Here is a 15,370-nt window from a genome sequence, read left to right as displayed (position 1 = left end):
ATAATTAAGACATAAATTAAAGTGAGCCAAACTAACCTAAACTATTTAGCCGATACAGATCCAGCCATAGCGGAAATTATTTCTAACGAGTTACAACGCCAAAGAACTCACCTAGAATTAATTGCCAGTGAAAACTTTACCTCCCCTGCGGTAATGGCGGCGCAAGGTTCTGTTTTAACCAATAAATATGCAGAGGGTTTACCCGGGAAACGCTACTATGGCGGTTGTCATTTTGTTGACCAAGCGGAAGATTTAGCCATCGAAAGAGCTAAAAAATTATTTGGTGCAGAAATGGCGAATGTTCAACCCCACTCTGGTGCGCAAGCCAACTTTGCAGTATTTTTAACCCTTCTCAACCCAGGGGACAAAATTATGGGCATGGACTTATCCCACGGTGGACACCTTACCCATGGTTCCCCTGTAAACGTTTCTGGGAAATGGTTTGAAGTTTGTCAGTATGGTGTCAGCAAAGAAACTGAGCGCCTAGACTATGATGAAATCAGAGCATTAGCGCTAAAAGAGCGTCCTAAGTTAATCATTTGTGGTTATTCCGCTTATCCTCGTATTATTGATTTTGCTAAATTCCGTGAAATTGCTGACGAAGTAGGGGCATATTTACTTGCAGACATCGCCCATATCGCCGGTTTGGTAGCCAGTGGACATCACCCCAACCCCGTGCCTTATTGTGATGTAGTCACCACCACCACCCATAAAACCCTCAGAGGCCCCCGTGGTGGCTTGATTTTAACCCGTGATGCAGAATTAGGCAAAAAACTTAATAAATCTGTATTCCCCGGCACCCAAGGCGGTCCTTTGGAACACGTAATCGCAGGGAAAGCAGTGGCTTTTGGAGAGGCGTTAAAACCTGAGTTCAAAACCTATTGTGGACAAGTAATTGCGAACTCTCAGGCTTTGGGTTCTCAGTTGGTAAACAGAGGCTTTAAACTGGTATCTGGGGGCAGTGACAATCATTTAAACTTGGTTGATTTACGTTCTATTGGTATGACTGGTAAAGTGGCTGATAAGTTGTTGGGAGAAACCAGCATCACAGCGAACAAAAATACTGTACCTTTTGATCCTGAATCTCCTTTTGTTACTAGCGGTTTACGTTTAGGCTCTCCTGCTGAAACCACTAGAGGCTTAAAAGAGGCTGAGTTTACCGAGATTGCTAATATTATTGCCGATCGCCTCTTAAACCCCGATGATGAGGCTGTTAGAACCGATTGTGTGCGCCGTGTAGAGGCTCTGTGCGATCGTTTCCCTCTCTATCCTCATATTACCATCCCTGTTCCTGCCTTAGCTTAATCTAAAAACTTAAAGGCAACCGAATATTATTCAAAGCAACAGGATATTATTATTCAAGGCAAGGGGCTTAAGCCCCTTGTTTCTTAAAAGAGTGAACTAAGATTGTCAACCAAAAATTCTGATCATGCTATTACAACCACACCAAAGAGTAAAATTAGACGACACCGAAGATACATTATTTTACGCCTATCCTCGTTTTGTTACCCATGTTGACAATAACTTTATCAGTCAGTTAACCAACCTCTATCGCCAAGAATTAAAACCTAATACAAAAATACTAGACTTAATGAGTAGTTGGGTTTCTCATCTGCCCCCAGAAATGAAATTTAGCCACGTAGAAGGCCATGGCATGAATGAGGAGGAGTTAAAAAAGAATGAGAGATTAGACCATTATTTTCTCCAAAATCTCAATAGTAATCTGCAATTGCCCCTCCAAAATGAAGATTTTGACGCAGTATTATGCACAGTATCTATTCAATATCTGCAATATCCCGAAGCCATATTTATGGAAATTGCCCGTATCCTCAAACCCCAAGGAGTGGCTATTTTTACTTTTTCCAATCGAATGTTTTACCAGAAAGCTATTACCGCTTGGCGTGATGCCACCGATAGACAAAGGATATTTTTAACAAAGTCTTATTTCCAGTCTGTGCCAGAATTTGAAGCCCCCAAAGTCATCGCTCAACAAGCGGAAACTCCGACTTTTTTACAGATTTTGGGTATGGGGGCAAAAGATCCTTTTTATGCAGTTTATGCAAGGAAAAAATCCATAGACTTGTAATAAAATAATTCTGTTTTTTGTGTACCGAAGGTGAGAGATTTTTAATACACTAATTTTATTTTTATCCCAAAATCTTTGATTTTTTCATTACCATATCTATTAAGTCTTTTTCTTCCATTTATCTTTCTGCTTTTTTGTGGCCTTCCCATCGATTAAAGATTAGCCCGCAGAGATACGGGGACTTCTAAACAATTTTCTTCCATCAAAGCCCGATCGCCCATAATTGTGATAGGGTCACCATCAGCAACAATTTTTCCTTGACTTAATACTATAGTGCGATCGCACACTTCCCTTATCAACTCCAAATCATGGGAAGCAATTATCATCGTCTGTTCAGAAGATTTCAGGAAATTAATTAATCGGCGTCTTGCTCTCAAATCGAGATTGGCACTAGGTTCGTCATATAATATTAGCTTAGGTTCCATAATAAGTACAGAGGCGATCGCAACCATACACTTTTCTCCCCCCGACAACTCATGGGAAAAACGATTTAATAAATGTTCAACCCCAGTGGTACTCAATACATCCTTTAAACGCTCTTCTATTTCTTCCGAAGATAAGCTCAAATTTTCTGCCCCAAAAATAATATCATCCCTCACCTTTAAGCAAAATAATTGATCATCAGGATTTTGAAAAATTAAACCAATTTCAGGATAAAACATTCCCTTTTCTATTTTTTTATTAAACAAAAAAATATTCCCCTTATCAAGAGTCAACAAACCACAAATTGATAAAAATAAAGTAGTTTTTCCCGAACCATTAGCCCCCAACAATCCTATTTTTTCCCCCTCATAAATTTCTAAAGATAAATCTTCAAAAACAACCTTATCATTATATTGAAAATGTAAATCTGATATAGATAAAACCATCATACAGAAAAAAACTTTTTAATAAACTAAAACTATCAACTAGAAAAAAGAAAAAATATAATCAACCATGCTATGATAACCGCAATCATTATCACGCCATAAAAAACTATCAATAAATTAGGACAATGAGAAGAATCAACTATTATCAATGGGAGCAAATTAGAGAAGAAATAATTCTCCTATGTATTCAATGGTACTTATTCTACTCATTAACCTATGAAGAAGTGCAAGAAGTCATGGCGCAAAGAGGATTTGCCATCGATAATGATACCATCAATCAACTGATAGAAGAATATTCTGTCATGGCAAAAAAAAGATGGGAAAAAATAGAAAGAAAAAGAAAAAGAGGATGGAGAGTAGTTGAAATACCCTTTAAAATTAAGAGTCGTCGTAAATATCTATATCGAGCATTAGATGCCCAAGGAAATACCCTAGATTTCATAATTTCGGCTAACAATAATAAACGAAAAGCTCACCAATTTTTCCAAAAAACCATCTCTCAGAGTTTAGAAAGCACCAATAAAATTATCTTACAAACAAAATCAAAACAACCAATACAAACGAAAATTGTATCATCTTTTATTTTTATTTCTATACTAATATTAGTAGGATATATTATCCTTGATAATATTCCTTTTAACACAGAAAATATACAAAATAAGACAGAAGAAAATCAAAACAATTAATTAATACTTAACTTATTAATGCTAAAACAAATAATTTATCCTTTAAGTTTGCTAAATACTGCTTATAAAAAATATCTTTTTGCTATTTTTAACTTAACCTTTATTTATAATTTAGGGGTTATATTTATAATCATTTTTTTGATTCAACAGTGGAAAAATCAATGTCAAAATATTATTAAACAATTTGAAACTAAATTACTATTAGTTATTACTATTTCATTTATTATATCCAGTATATTTGCTCACAATTCTCTGGACTCGTGGTTAGGATTGCCCAATTTTTTACCTTTTTTTGCTCTTTTTTTAGCCGTCAAAACCATTATTACTAAAGCAGAAGATTTAATTGTTTCAGCCTTTTTTGTTAGTTGTACATCAATATTTGTCCTAATTATTGGACTAGGGCAATTATTTTTAAATTGGCAAATAGCGGGGGTTTTTCGCTCTGTCATTGGATGGCGAGTTATTCTCAATGGGTATCCGCCTGACAGGATGTCCGCAATTTTTACCCATGCCAATTCATTAACACTTTTTTTATGTACCAGTTTAACTTTTTGTATCGGCTTACTATTAACTTCTCAACCTAAATTTAAAATTAAAATATCTTCTAAACAAAAATTTTACCCCATAAAACAAAGAGTCGTAAATGTATTTAACAACCCTAAAAATATTCGTTATTTTCTTATTTTAACTATAATTTTTGACCTAATTGGGATTTATTTTACTAACTCTCGTATGGGTTGGATGATTACTGTTTTTATCCTTGTAAGTTTTTCTATTTATTGTCATTGGTACAAAATATTACAACTAATAACCATAGCGGGAATAATCGTTGGTTGGGCATCTTTTGGAAATTTACCTGGACAATCAATTATGCGTCAAATTGTCCCTGCTTCTCTATGGTTAAGACTATCGGATCAAATGTTTCCAAATCGACCTGTAGAAACCCTTAGAATCACTCAATGGCAGTTTGCTTGGGAGATGATGGGCGATCGCCCTTTATTCGGTTGGGGACTGAGAAACTTCGATTATTTATACCGTCAAACCTACGACATATATATAGGACATCCGCACAATTTATTTCTGATGTTGGGGTCAGAAACTGGGTTAATAGGTTTAACATTAATGTGTATTTTCGTAGGAATTACTTTGTATAAATCTATTATATATTTAAGTCTTTTAAAAAATAATAAAAAAGAATCAATTATAGTATTTACCTATCTAATAAGTTTTGGAAATTGCATTCTTTATAACTTATCAGATAGTAGTATTTTTGACCTCAGATTAAATCTTATTGGTTGGATAATTTTAGGCAGTATTGCAGGAATAAGTGACCCAATTAACCACGAGAATTATAATCTGCGATCGCAAGGCGAATTTGTTCAAGACGACGACGATTAACCCCCAAGTCAGACTCTCCCAGACGAGCAGCCGAGCGCACCTCAATCACAGATTTATCAGAAGGAAAATAATACTCCCCATCGTCCACAAAACCCATAAGTTTACTACGAGACTCAGTGCGGATATAATTATCAGTCTCCTCCACCACTACCGTATTAGGCACTACTGACAAGACCTTCAAAAGAGTATCTTTCGCCGTAGCCACATCAGAATTATAGCTAAAAGGCTCGATATAATGGTTTTCGTCAGCAGATTCATTACTAACCACACAGTTAGGAGTCTCGGGGCAAGAGGTTAAATGTTCTTGATAAACACCTAAATTGTCAGGCAATGCACCCTCAAAATGAAAAATTGATGCCAAGGGACTATATATACAAAAAAGTACGATTAAAGAACTAAAAAAACCAGTTAAGGCAACCATTATTCATCAGTAAGTAGTTTACACCTCAAATTTTAGCAACGAGGATCATAATTCACAATAAAAATTTTAAGAACTCATTGAGTAAAACATTAGTTTTTGTTTCAAATATTATTACTCAAAAAAAATATTTTATTAATCAAAAATAGAAAACATGGATTAATTTCATCAAAAATTTTAATCCAAAACTTCGCAACTTTTTAATGATTTACCATAGGTCACAATTTTCTCGTAAGCTAAAATGATCACCATTACCAATAATTAAATGATCTAAAATTGGAATACCGATGATGTTGGATGATTGTAATAACTTGTCGGTTAATGACATATCTTCTGCAGAAGGCTCTAAATTACCAGAAGGATGGTTATGGGCAATGATGATGTTAGTGGCGGATTGACGAATAGCCTCCCGAAAAACCTCTCGAGGATGGGCAAGGGTTTCGTTAGCGATACCTACAGTAATTACATGGGTACCTATCAGACTATTTTTACTATCTAACAATAAAACTGCAAAACGTTCCTGAGATTGCCACATCAATTCATGGCTAAAAGCCGAAGCTGCTGCTTGGGGACTATCAATAATTGCTCTGGCATTGGGACGAAATTGAAAAGTTCTTTTCCCTAACTCTACCCCTGCTAAAATTGTAGTAGCCTTGGCAGGGCCTATACCTGGAATAGTCATTAATTCTACGGGGGAAATATCTCTTAAAACATCGAGGGGGTCTCTTTGGTTTAAACTAAGTTGACTAAGGATATACTGCCCCAATCCCACCGCTGATAATTTACCTTTACCTTGTCCTGTACCTAATAAAATAGCTATCAATTCTGCGGTAGAGAGGTTCTTTGCTCCACTTTCTATTAATCTTTCCCTGGGGCGCTCGCTCAGGGGTAAGTCAGCTATCCTTAGATGGTAAACCATTGCGATGATTTTATTAACTAAAATATTTATTTTTGCTAATAATCTTATTATTTAGTTAATGATTTTTGATTCTTTGGTATCAATTTTTAACATATTGTCTATTCTCTTCAAGTCATGGATAATAGTTGAAAAAATTTAATTAAGAGTTACTATCCATTATCCATTTTCAGCTATCAATTATTATCCCCCTTGTCAAGGGATAACTTATACAGTTAGAATAGATAGTCTGAATATGTAGGTAAGAATCCTAAGTTAAACTATATAAAGTAAATAATCATAAGTATAAGATAGTGGCTAATTCTAAATCAGCAATCAAAAGAATACAAATCAACGAACGTAACCGTATGCGCAATAAGACTTACAAGTCTGCGGTTAGAACTTTGATGAAAAAATATCTCCAAGCAGTAGAAGTTTATTCTTCTAATCCTAGCGAAGATCAAAAGAAAGCGGTAGATGCGACCATGTCTGCTGCCTATAGCAAAATTGACAAAGCTGTTAAAAAAGGTGTATTCCATAAAAATAATGGAGCTAGAAAAAAAGCTAGATTAGCTAAAGCTCTTAAAAGTGCAGCATCTCAATCAGCTTAAGTCTATTACAACTATTTCCTAAAGCGAGTGGGGTGGTCTGATGGTGTTTCTTTTGTCTGCTAATGCGATCGCAAAGTGGCAGACTATACCTGATCGCCCTTACACTATGGTGTAAAATTATAGAGATAAGAAATTAATCCCTGAAGTAAAAAAACAAGGTTATGCAATTAATAGATACCCATGTTCATGTCAATTTTGACAGATTCAAAGGGGATTTAGAAGAAGTTTCCCATCGTTGGAGAGAAAAAGGAGTAAGCAAATTAGTTCATTCCTGCGTCCATCCCGATGAATTTGAAACCATTAAAGAATTATCTTTACAATTTGCCGAAATGTATTGTTCGGTGGGCTTACATCCCCTAGACACCCGACGCTGGGAAGGGGAAACCACAGGCCAAAAAATTCTCGCCTTCGCCCAATCTTTCCCCAAAGTAGTAGCCATCGGTGAAATGGGGTTGGACTTTTATAAAGACGAAGAAAATGACTTACAAAAAGAAGTCTGTTGGCGACAACTAGAAATTGCCCATCAACTTGATAAACCAGTCATCATCCATTGTCGAGATGCCGCCATGGCAATGCGTCAGATACTGACCGAGTTTTTTGAAGCTAAAGGCAGAGTAAACGGGGTAATGCACTGTTGGACAGGAACCCCAGAAGAAACTCAGTGGTTTTTAGACCTAGGAATGTATGTTAGTTTTAGTGGTGTTGTCACCTTCAAAAAAGCCCATACCGTCCATGAGAGTGCCAAAATGGTACCTTCCGATCGCCTTTTAATTGAAACCGACTGTCCTTTCTTAGCCCCTACCCCCTATCGAGGTAAACGTAATGAGCCTTCCTACGTCCTCTATGTGGCCGAAGAACTCGCCGAGCTTAGAAAAGAACCCCTAGAGGCGATCGCCTCTTACACCACCGCTAACGCCCATAAACTGTTCAAACTATAAACCTTTTTCCCGCAAAAACTAAAGATAAAGGGTAAGGGAAAAGCCCAGATCAGCTAAAAAAACGGCAAAAGAAGCGTTATGATGAATGAACGCTGTTTTTATTGCCCCATCGAAACACCAGAATCAAAAACCTGAAACCGACTTATGAGAACCCAAGAACTGTTACCCGATTTAATCGAAATTCAACGCTCTAGCTACAAATGGTTTTTAGAGCATGGCATTATTGAAGAACTCAACAGTTTTAGCCCGATTACCGACTATGCAGGAAAATTAGAACTACAGTTTATCGGTGAGAAATATCGCCTCAAAGAGCCAAAATATAACATAGAAGAAGCAAAGAAAAGAGAAGCTAGTTACGAAGTTCAAATCTATGTTCCCACCCGTTTGATGAACAAAGAAACAGGGGACATCAAAGAACAGGAAGTATTTATTGGACAACTACCCCTCATGACAGACAGGGGTACATTTTTAATTAACGGTGCAGAAAGAGTCATCGTTAACCAAATCGTGCGATCGCCTGGGGTATATTTTAAATCAGAACTAGATAAAAATGGAAAAAGAACCTACTCCGCCTCCGTCATTCCCAACCGAGGAGCATGGTTAAAATTTGAAACCGACAAAAACGGAGTCGTATGGGTAAGAATCGACAAAACCCGCAAAATTACCGCCCAAGTCCTGCTCAAAGCTATGGGACTGAGCGATCGTGAAATTATGGATCGCTTCCGTCATGCCGACTTCTACCAAAGAACCATCGACAAGGAAACAAATCCTAGCACCGATGAAGCCCTCATGGAATTGTATCGTAAACTAAGACCAGGGGAACCCCCCACAGTAAGTGGTGGTCAAGCCCTCTTAGAAACCCGTTTCTTTGACCCCAAACGTTACGACTTGGGCAAAGTAGGGCGCTACAAAATGAACAAAAAACTACGGTTAAGCGTTCCCGAAAATATGCGGGTATTAACCATCGACGATATTCTTTCCACCGTGGATTACCTCATCAACCTAGAATTTGACATCGGTAGCACCGACGACATCGATCACCTCGGCAACCGTAGGGTAAGAAGTGTAGGGGAACTCTTACAAAACCAAATCCGAGTCGGTTTATCTCGCCTCGAGCGCATCATCAAAGAAAGAATGACCGTAGGGGACCCTAACACCCTTAGTCCCACCGCCCTAGTAAACCCCAAACCCCTTGCCGCCGCCATCAAAGAATTTTTTGGCTCCTCTCAGCTATCCCAATTTATGGATCAAACCAACCCCCTAGCGGAATTGACCCACAAACGTCGTATCTCCGCCCTAGGTCCTGGAGGTTTAAGCCGAGATAGAGCAGGGTTTGCCGTCCGTGACATTCATCCTAGCCACTACGGTCGTATTTGCCCGGTAGAAACCCCAGAAGGTCCCAACGCAGGGTTAATCGGCTCCTTAGCTACCTATGCTCGAGTTAACGAATATGGCTTTATCGCCACCCCCTATTACAAAGTAGAAAACGGTAAAGTGCGCTGGGATTTAACCCCCGAATACCTCACCGCCGACGAAGAAGACGATAAAAGAGTCGCCCCTGGAGATCTTTCCACCGACGAAGAAGGAAACATCTTAGGGGAAAGTGTACCCATCCGTTATCGTCAAGAATTTTCTACCACCAGCCCCGATCAAGTGGATTATGTAGCCGTATCCCCCGTACAAATCGTCTCCGTGGCTACCTCCATGATTCCCTTCCTAGAGCATGACGACGCTAACCGCGCCCTGATGGGATCCAACATGCAACGTCAGGCCGTACCTCTTTTACGTCCCGAGCGACCCTTAGTCGGTACAGGATTAGAAGGACAAGCAGCCCGAGATTCAGGAATGGTAATCGTATCAAGGGATCACGGTACCATTAGCCATGTGGACTCCAAAACCATCAAATTAGTCACCAAAGAAGGATTGGAAATCGTCTATAACTTACAAAAGTATGAACGCTCTAACCAAGACACCTGTTTAAACCAACGCCCCCTCGTGGACGAAGGAGAAGAAGTAGTACCCGGTCAGGTATTGGCAGATGGTTCAGCTACCGAAGGGGGAGAACTTGCCCTTGGTCAAAATATAACCGTGGCTTACATGCCTTGGGAAGGTTATAACTACGAGGACGCAATTCTTATCAGTGAAAGATTGGTGCAAGAGGACGTTTACACCACCATCCACGTAGAAAAACACGACATCGAATCCCGTCAAACCAAATTAGGGCCAGAAGAAATTACCAGAGAAATTCCTAACGTCGGGGAAGATGCCCTTTCTAACCTTGACGAAAACGGTATTATCCGTGTGGGGGCATGGGTAGAAGCGGGAGATATTTTGGTCGGTAAAGTTACCCCCAAAGGAGAATCAGACCAACCCCCCGAAGAAAAACTATTACGGGCAATTTTTGGTGAAAAAGCCAGAGACGTAAGAGATAACTCCCTCCGCTTACCTAACGGTGAAAGGGGAAGGGTTGTATATGTTCGTGTCTTTACCCGTGAACAAGGAGACGAATTACCCCCCAACACCAACATGATTGTACGGGTATATATCGCTGAAAAACGTAAAATTCAAGTAGGGGATAAAATGGCAGGGCGCCACGGTAACAAAGGGATTGTATCCCGCATCCTACCCAGAGAAGATATGCCCTATCTTCCTGATGGTAGCCCCGTGGACATTGTCCTTAACCCCCTCGGTGTACCTTCTCGGATGAACGTTGGTCAGGTATTTGAATGTCTCTTGGGTTGGGCTGGGGAACACCTAGGCTATCGCTTCAAGATGACTCCCTTTGATGAAATGTACGGGGAGGAAGCATCTCGTAATACCGTTAATGGTTTGCTCCGTGATGCAGCCAAAAAACATGGTAAGGATTGGGTATTTAATGAAAATCATCCTGGAAAAATTCAAGTTTATGACGGACGTACGGGAGAACCTTTTAATAACCCTGTAACCATTGGTAAGGCTTATATGTTGAAACTAGTTCACTTAGTACAGCACAAGATTCATGCCCGTTCCACTGGCCCTTACTCCCTCGTAACCCAACAACCCTTGGGCGGAAAAGCTCAACATGGTGGGCAAAGATTCGGAGAAATGGAGGTATGGGCATTGGAGGCCTATGGGGCGGCTTATACCCTACAGGAGTTATTAACGGTTAAATCTGATGATATGCAGGGGCGTAATGAGGCTCTAAATGCGATCGTTAAGGGTAAATCTATTCCTCATCCTGGTACCCCTGAATCATTTAAGGTACTACTCCGTGAGTTACAATCCCTCGGTTTGGATGTGTCTGTCCATAAGGTAATTGATGGCAGTGAACACGTGGAAATTGACCTGATGGATACTACCCAAAGGGCACCAAAGCGTCCTACCTATGAAAACCTTGCTAGTCTTGGGCAAGAGGATGATGAATATTAAACGCCATATCAATTGTTAATTTCTTTCGGAAGTAAGTAAAAATTTGTAGGGGTCAAGAAAGGTTAGTTATTATCAAAAAAAACCGTAACACTAACTTGCCCCTTCTCAATACTTCCCTTTGTCAAAGGTAAATAATAATACCCAATACCCATTACCAACCAATAAAGATGATGTCTCAAAATAAAGAACAAAGCAAAAAACCCCAAGTTTTCTATAACAGAATTATTGATAAAGGGGCTTTAAAGAAACTCATTGCCAAAACCTTTACCGAATTCGGTTCAGCCCGTTGTGCAGCGGTATGTGATCAGTTAAAAACCATGGGTTTTCATTATGCTACCCAAGCAGCGGTATCTATCAGTGTGGAAGATTTAAAAGTACCTGATGCCAAGAAAATGATGTTGGCGGAGGCAGAAACCACCATTAAAACTACCATGAACCGTTATGCTAATGGGGAAATTACTGAGGTAGAGCGTTTCCAAAAGGTAATTGATACTTGGAATGATACTTCTGAATCTCTTAAAGATGAGGTGGTTCGTAACTTCCGTCAATCTGACCCCCTCAACTCCGTCTATATGATGGCGTTTTCTGGGGCAAGGGGAAATATTAGCCAAGTACGTCAGTTGGTTGGTATGAGGGGCTTGATGGCTGATCCTCAAGGGGAAATTATTGACTTACCTATTAAAACTAATTTCCGTGAAGGTTTGACCGTCACTGAGTACATTATTTCTTCCTATGGTGCGAGAAAAGGTCTGGTAGATACAGCGTTGCGTACCGCTGACTCTGGTTATCTTACTCGTCGTTTGGTGGATGTATCTCAGGATGTAATTATCCGTGAAACCGATTGTGGTACTCATAAAGGGGTCTGGATTGAACCCATGAAAGATGGCGATCGCACTTTAATCCCCTTAGGAGATCGTCTCTTGGGTCGGGTATTAGCCGATGATGTGGTACATCCGATCACAGGGGAAGTTATTGCCCTACGCAACCAGTCCATCGATCAAGATTTAGCTAAAATTATCGGTAACACCGTGGAGAAAGTAAAAGTAAGATCTCCTCTCACCTGCGAAACTGCCCGTTCTGTATGTCAAAAATGTTACGGTTGGTCCTTGGCTCACGGAGAATGGGTAAATATGGGAGAAGCCATCGGTATTATCGCCGCTCAGTCCATCGGGGAACCAGGTACCCAGCTTACCATGCGTACTTTCCACACTGGGGGGGTGTTCACTGGGGAAGTAGCCCAACGTATTATCAGTCCCGTGGCAGGAAAAGTCAAATTTGATAAAAAATTAAAAGTTAGGGAAAATCGTACCCGTCACGGTGACCAAAAATTATTGGTAGAAGTTAATGGTAACTTAATTATTGGAGATCAGAAAATTTTAGTACCTGTGAACAGTTTACTGGCGGTGCGCGAAGGAGATGAAGTTATCCAAGAACAACTCCTAGCCGAAGTAATGCCCCAGAAAACTCGCTCCACCGAGAGAGTGACCAAAGACGTAGCCTCTGACCTTGCAGGGGAGGTGATTTTCCAAGAAGTAGATCCCCTTACCACCACCGACAGACAGGGCAACAACACCATCACAGCGTCCCGTAACGGCTTGATTTGGGTACTCTCTGGGGAAGTTTATAATCTTCCTCCTAATGCTGAACCCGTGGTTAAAAACGGTGAAAAAATCAAGAAAAATTCCGTATTAGCCGAAAGTAAGCTAAAAACCAAGAGTGGTGGGGTATGCCGTTTAGAAGAAGGTAGTCGGGAAATTGAAATTATTACCGCTTCTGTGTCCCTCGATCAAGCGGATATATTCCTCGAACACCATGGCAATCAACAACAGTATGTAATTCATACCCCTAGGGGCGATCGCTTCTCCCTCAAAGTCAGCCCGGGCACCAAAGTTCAAAATAACCAAATCGTAGCCGAATTAATTGACGATACCTTCACCACCGAAACAGGTGGTATCATGCGTTATGCAGGACTAGAAACTGGTCGTGGGAACAAAAAACAGGGGTATGAGGTAACCACCGAAGGAACTCTTATTTGGATTCCTGAAGAAAGCCACGAAATTAACAAAGACATCTCCTTGTTGATGGTGGAAGATGGACAGTATGTAGAAGCAGGTACAGAAGTTGTAAAAGACGTATTCTGTCAATCTAGTGGTATTGTCGAAGTAATTCAAAAGAACGACATTTTAAGGGAAATTATCATCAAACCAGGTAAGCTATACATGGACTTAGATCCTGAACATATGGCAACCCTAGAAGATGGCACCATTCTTGCCCCTGGTACCGAAATCATGGCTGGAATCACCACCGAAGATGAATGTATCAGTGAATTTGTTGATACTAACGAAGGGGTGGGTTTATTACTACGTCCCATGAAACAGTATGAAGTAATTAATACCACCCAATCTCCTTCCCAAGAATCCCTAAACAGTGCAGGGGGAAAAATTAACCTTCGTCCCGTATTACGTACCTTCTTCAAAGATGGTGAAAGGGTGAAAAGTGTGGAAGGAGTACAGTTAGTTACCACCCAATTAGTTCTCGAAACCACCGAGGGCATGAGCGCCGACATCGAATTAATCGAAGATGAAAATAATGACGATTGTTTCCGCTTACAAATCGTGGTTCTTGAGTCTGTCATGCTACGCCGTGAGCTAGAAACAGAACCGAATATCGTCACCACCGTAACCGTCAGCGATGGACAAGAAATTATGCCGGGGGATGTAGTTGCCACTACCCAGATTCTCTGTCAAGAAAATGGTATCATTCGTGGTATCCGTGAAGGGGTTGAGGCTATTCGCCGTATCCTTGTGGTCAGAGAAAATGACATCATCGAAATTGAAACCGAAGGTGTATTACTCAAACAAGAAGGAGACTTTGTCACCCAAGGAGAGCTGATCGCTGAGGGAGTCAAAGCCCCTGATTCTGGCTATGTCATGGAAACTGAAGGTAATACAATCAGTTTACGCCATGCCCGTCCATACCGTGTTTCTACGGGAGCAATTTTACACATTGAACAGGGTGACTTAGTTCAAAGGGGTGATAACCTTGTACTATTGGTATTTGAAAGGGCAAAAACTGGGGACATTGTCCAAGGTTTACCGAGAATTGAAGAATTACTAGAAGCCCGTAAACCCAAAGAACCAGCTATTCTTGCCCGTCGTCCTGGGGTGTGTCAAGTAGAATATAAGGATGACGAGGCGATCGATGTTAAAGTCATTGAAGATGATGGCACTATTTCTGAGTATTCCTTAGGGCCTAACCAAAATATTATCGTAGGTGATGATCAAAGGGTTAATACAGGAGATTCCTTGTCCGATGGTTTAGTTAGCCCCCACGAACTGTTAGAAGTCTTTTATGACTACTACAAGGAGCATATGGGAGCCTATGATGCGGCCCTCGGTGCCATGCAAAAGGCTCAGTTATTCTTGGTTAACCAGATTCAAGGGGTTTATCAATCTCAGGGCATTGATATTTCTGATAAACATATCGAGGTGATTGTACGTCAGATGACTTCTAAGGTTCACATTGATGATGGTGGCGATAGTATTCGTTTACCTGGTGAGTTGGTAGAGTTGCGCGACATTGAAAAAGATAATGAAACTTTATCTCTTACTGGTGGCGCTCCTATTGAATATACTCCTAAGTTGATGGGTATTACTAAGTCTAGTTTGAATACTGATAGTTTCATCTCGGCGGCTAGTTTCCAAGAAACCACAAGGGTATTAACGGAGGCGGCTATCGAAGGTAAGTCTGACTGGTTAAGAGGTTTGAAAGAAAACGTCATTATTGGACGTTTGATTCCTGCTGGTACAGGGTTTAATGCCTATGATGAAAATATGGACTGGGAAGATACTGAGGTAGGTGCGGGTAATTCTAATTACCTTGGCATTGATGATGTTAGTGCGGAGTATGAGGAACAAAATTATATTATTCCTGATTCTGAAGATGTCATCATTGATGATAAAACTGCCAGGGTCTTGTCTCCAGAAGATGCCATTATGGATGATGATTTGATTGATGATAATTATCAAAGTTAGTCTTCTACTCTGTTCTCCCATGTCGTA

At 40.2% G+C, this 15,370-nt stretch carries 11 protein-coding genes; 8 read left to right on the top strand and 3 right to left on the bottom strand.

Features of this window, described 5'->3' with window-relative positions; genetic code table 11:
• The first annotated feature begins 21 nt into the window (after window positions 1-21).
• Together glyA and AA637_RS02575 are read left to right on the top strand one after the other, a co-directional pair.
• Window positions 22-1,305, top strand: coding sequence for a serine hydroxymethyltransferase (gene glyA, locus AA637_RS02580; RefSeq protein WP_446683769.1), 1,284 nt, complete (start codon window positions 22-24; stop codon window positions 1,303-1,305).
• A 124-nt stretch (window positions 1,306-1,429) separates the two neighbouring features.
• Window positions 1,430-2,086 (top strand): class I SAM-dependent methyltransferase, encoded by a 657-nt coding sequence (locus AA637_RS02575; protein ID WP_446683768.1) that lies wholly within the window; start codon window positions 1,430-1,432, stop codon window positions 2,084-2,086.
• Between the two features lie 152 nt (window positions 2,087-2,238).
• Here AA637_RS02575 and AA637_RS02570 read toward each other — a convergent pair whose 3' ends face one another.
• Window positions 2,239-2,958, bottom strand: coding sequence for an energy-coupling factor ABC transporter ATP-binding protein (locus AA637_RS02570; RefSeq protein WP_446683767.1), 720 nt, complete (start codon window positions 2,956-2,958; stop codon window positions 2,239-2,241).
• Window positions 2,959-3,080: 122 nt separating this feature from the next.
• Here AA637_RS02570 and AA637_RS02565 point away from each other — a divergent pair, with 122 nt between their 5' ends.
• Entirely contained in the window at window positions 3,081-3,641 is a 561-nt protein-coding gene (locus tag AA637_RS02565; protein ID WP_446683766.1) for a DDE-type integrase/transposase/recombinase, read from the top strand.
• 270 nt (window positions 3,642-3,911) lie between these two features.
• Window positions 3,912-5,039, top strand: coding sequence for an O-antigen ligase family protein (locus tag AA637_RS02560; RefSeq protein WP_446683765.1), 1,128 nt, complete (start codon window positions 3,912-3,914; stop codon window positions 5,037-5,039).
• Here the strand turns inward: AA637_RS02560 and AA637_RS02555 are convergent.
• A complete protein-coding gene (locus tag AA637_RS02555; protein WP_446683764.1) occupies window positions 4,978-5,400 on the bottom strand; it encodes a DUF1499 domain-containing protein in 423 nt (140 codons plus the stop codon). The genes AA637_RS02560 and AA637_RS02555 overlap by 62 nt on opposite strands.
• A 265-nt stretch (window positions 5,401-5,665) precedes the next feature.
• On the bottom strand, window positions 5,666-6,376 hold the full coding sequence (radC, locus tag AA637_RS02550; protein WP_446683763.1) for a RadC family protein: 711 nt from the start codon (window positions 6,374-6,376) through the stop codon (window positions 5,666-5,668).
• Window positions 6,377-6,666: 290 nt separating this feature from the next.
• On the opposite strand from radC, the gene rpsT reads away from it, so the two are divergent.
• From rpsT to AA637_RS02530, 4 genes are all read left to right on the top strand, one after another.
• On the top strand, window positions 6,667-6,963 hold the full coding sequence (gene rpsT / locus AA637_RS02545; protein WP_446683762.1) for a 30S ribosomal protein S20: 297 nt from the start codon (window positions 6,667-6,669) through the stop codon (window positions 6,961-6,963).
• Between the two features lie 161 nt (window positions 6,964-7,124).
• Window positions 7,125-7,901: a TatD family hydrolase gene (locus AA637_RS02540; protein ID WP_446683761.1), complete on the top strand. Its 777-nt coding sequence runs from the start codon at window positions 7,125-7,127 to the stop codon at window positions 7,899-7,901.
• A gap of 144 nt (window positions 7,902-8,045) precedes the next feature.
• On the top strand, window positions 8,046-11,309 hold the full coding sequence (gene rpoB, locus AA637_RS02535; RefSeq protein ID WP_446683760.1) for a DNA-directed RNA polymerase subunit beta: 3,264 nt from the start codon (window positions 8,046-8,048) through the stop codon (window positions 11,307-11,309).
• 170 nt (window positions 11,310-11,479) lie between these two features.
• Window positions 11,480-15,343 carry a DNA-directed RNA polymerase subunit beta' gene (locus tag AA637_RS02530; protein WP_446684516.1) on the top strand — a complete coding sequence of 1,288 codons (3,864 nt, stop codon included), beginning with the start codon at window positions 11,480-11,482 and terminating at the stop codon, window positions 15,341-15,343.
• The last annotated feature ends 27 nt before the right edge of the window (window positions 15,344-15,370 follow it).

Origin of the sequence: Cyanobacterium sp. HL-69 (genome assembly GCA_002813895.1) — a bacterium.
Classification (GTDB): Bacteria; Cyanobacteriota; Cyanobacteriia; order Cyanobacteriales; family Cyanobacteriaceae; genus Cyanobacterium.
Note: the sequence above shows the minus strand (reverse complement) of the source record. Positions and strands in the feature narration are given on the sequence as shown.

What these genes read in the sequence shown, in the direction of transcription:
- AA637_RS02575 (WP_446683768.1), top strand. Translation starts at nt 1,430, where the DNA reads ATGCTATTACAACCACACCAAAGAGTAAAATTAGACGACACCGAAGAT.
- AA637_RS02570 (WP_446683767.1), bottom strand. Translation starts at nt 2,958, where the DNA reads ATGATGGTTTTATCTATATCAGATTTACATTTTCAATATAATGATAAG.
- AA637_RS02565 (WP_446683766.1), top strand. Translation starts at nt 3,081, where the DNA reads ATGAGAAGAATCAACTATTATCAATGGGAGCAAATTAGAGAAGAAATA.
- radC (WP_446683763.1), bottom strand. Translation starts at nt 6,376, where the DNA reads ATGGTTTACCATCTAAGGATAGCTGACTTACCCCTGAGCGAGCGCCCC.
- AA637_RS02540 (WP_446683761.1), top strand. Translation starts at nt 7,125, where the DNA reads ATGCAATTAATAGATACCCATGTTCATGTCAATTTTGACAGATTCAAA.
- rpoB (WP_446683760.1), top strand. Translation starts at nt 8,046, where the DNA reads ATGAGAACCCAAGAACTGTTACCCGATTTAATCGAAATTCAACGCTCT.
- AA637_RS02530 (WP_446684516.1), top strand. Translation starts at nt 11,480, where the DNA reads ATGTCTCAAAATAAAGAACAAAGCAAAAAACCCCAAGTTTTCTATAAC.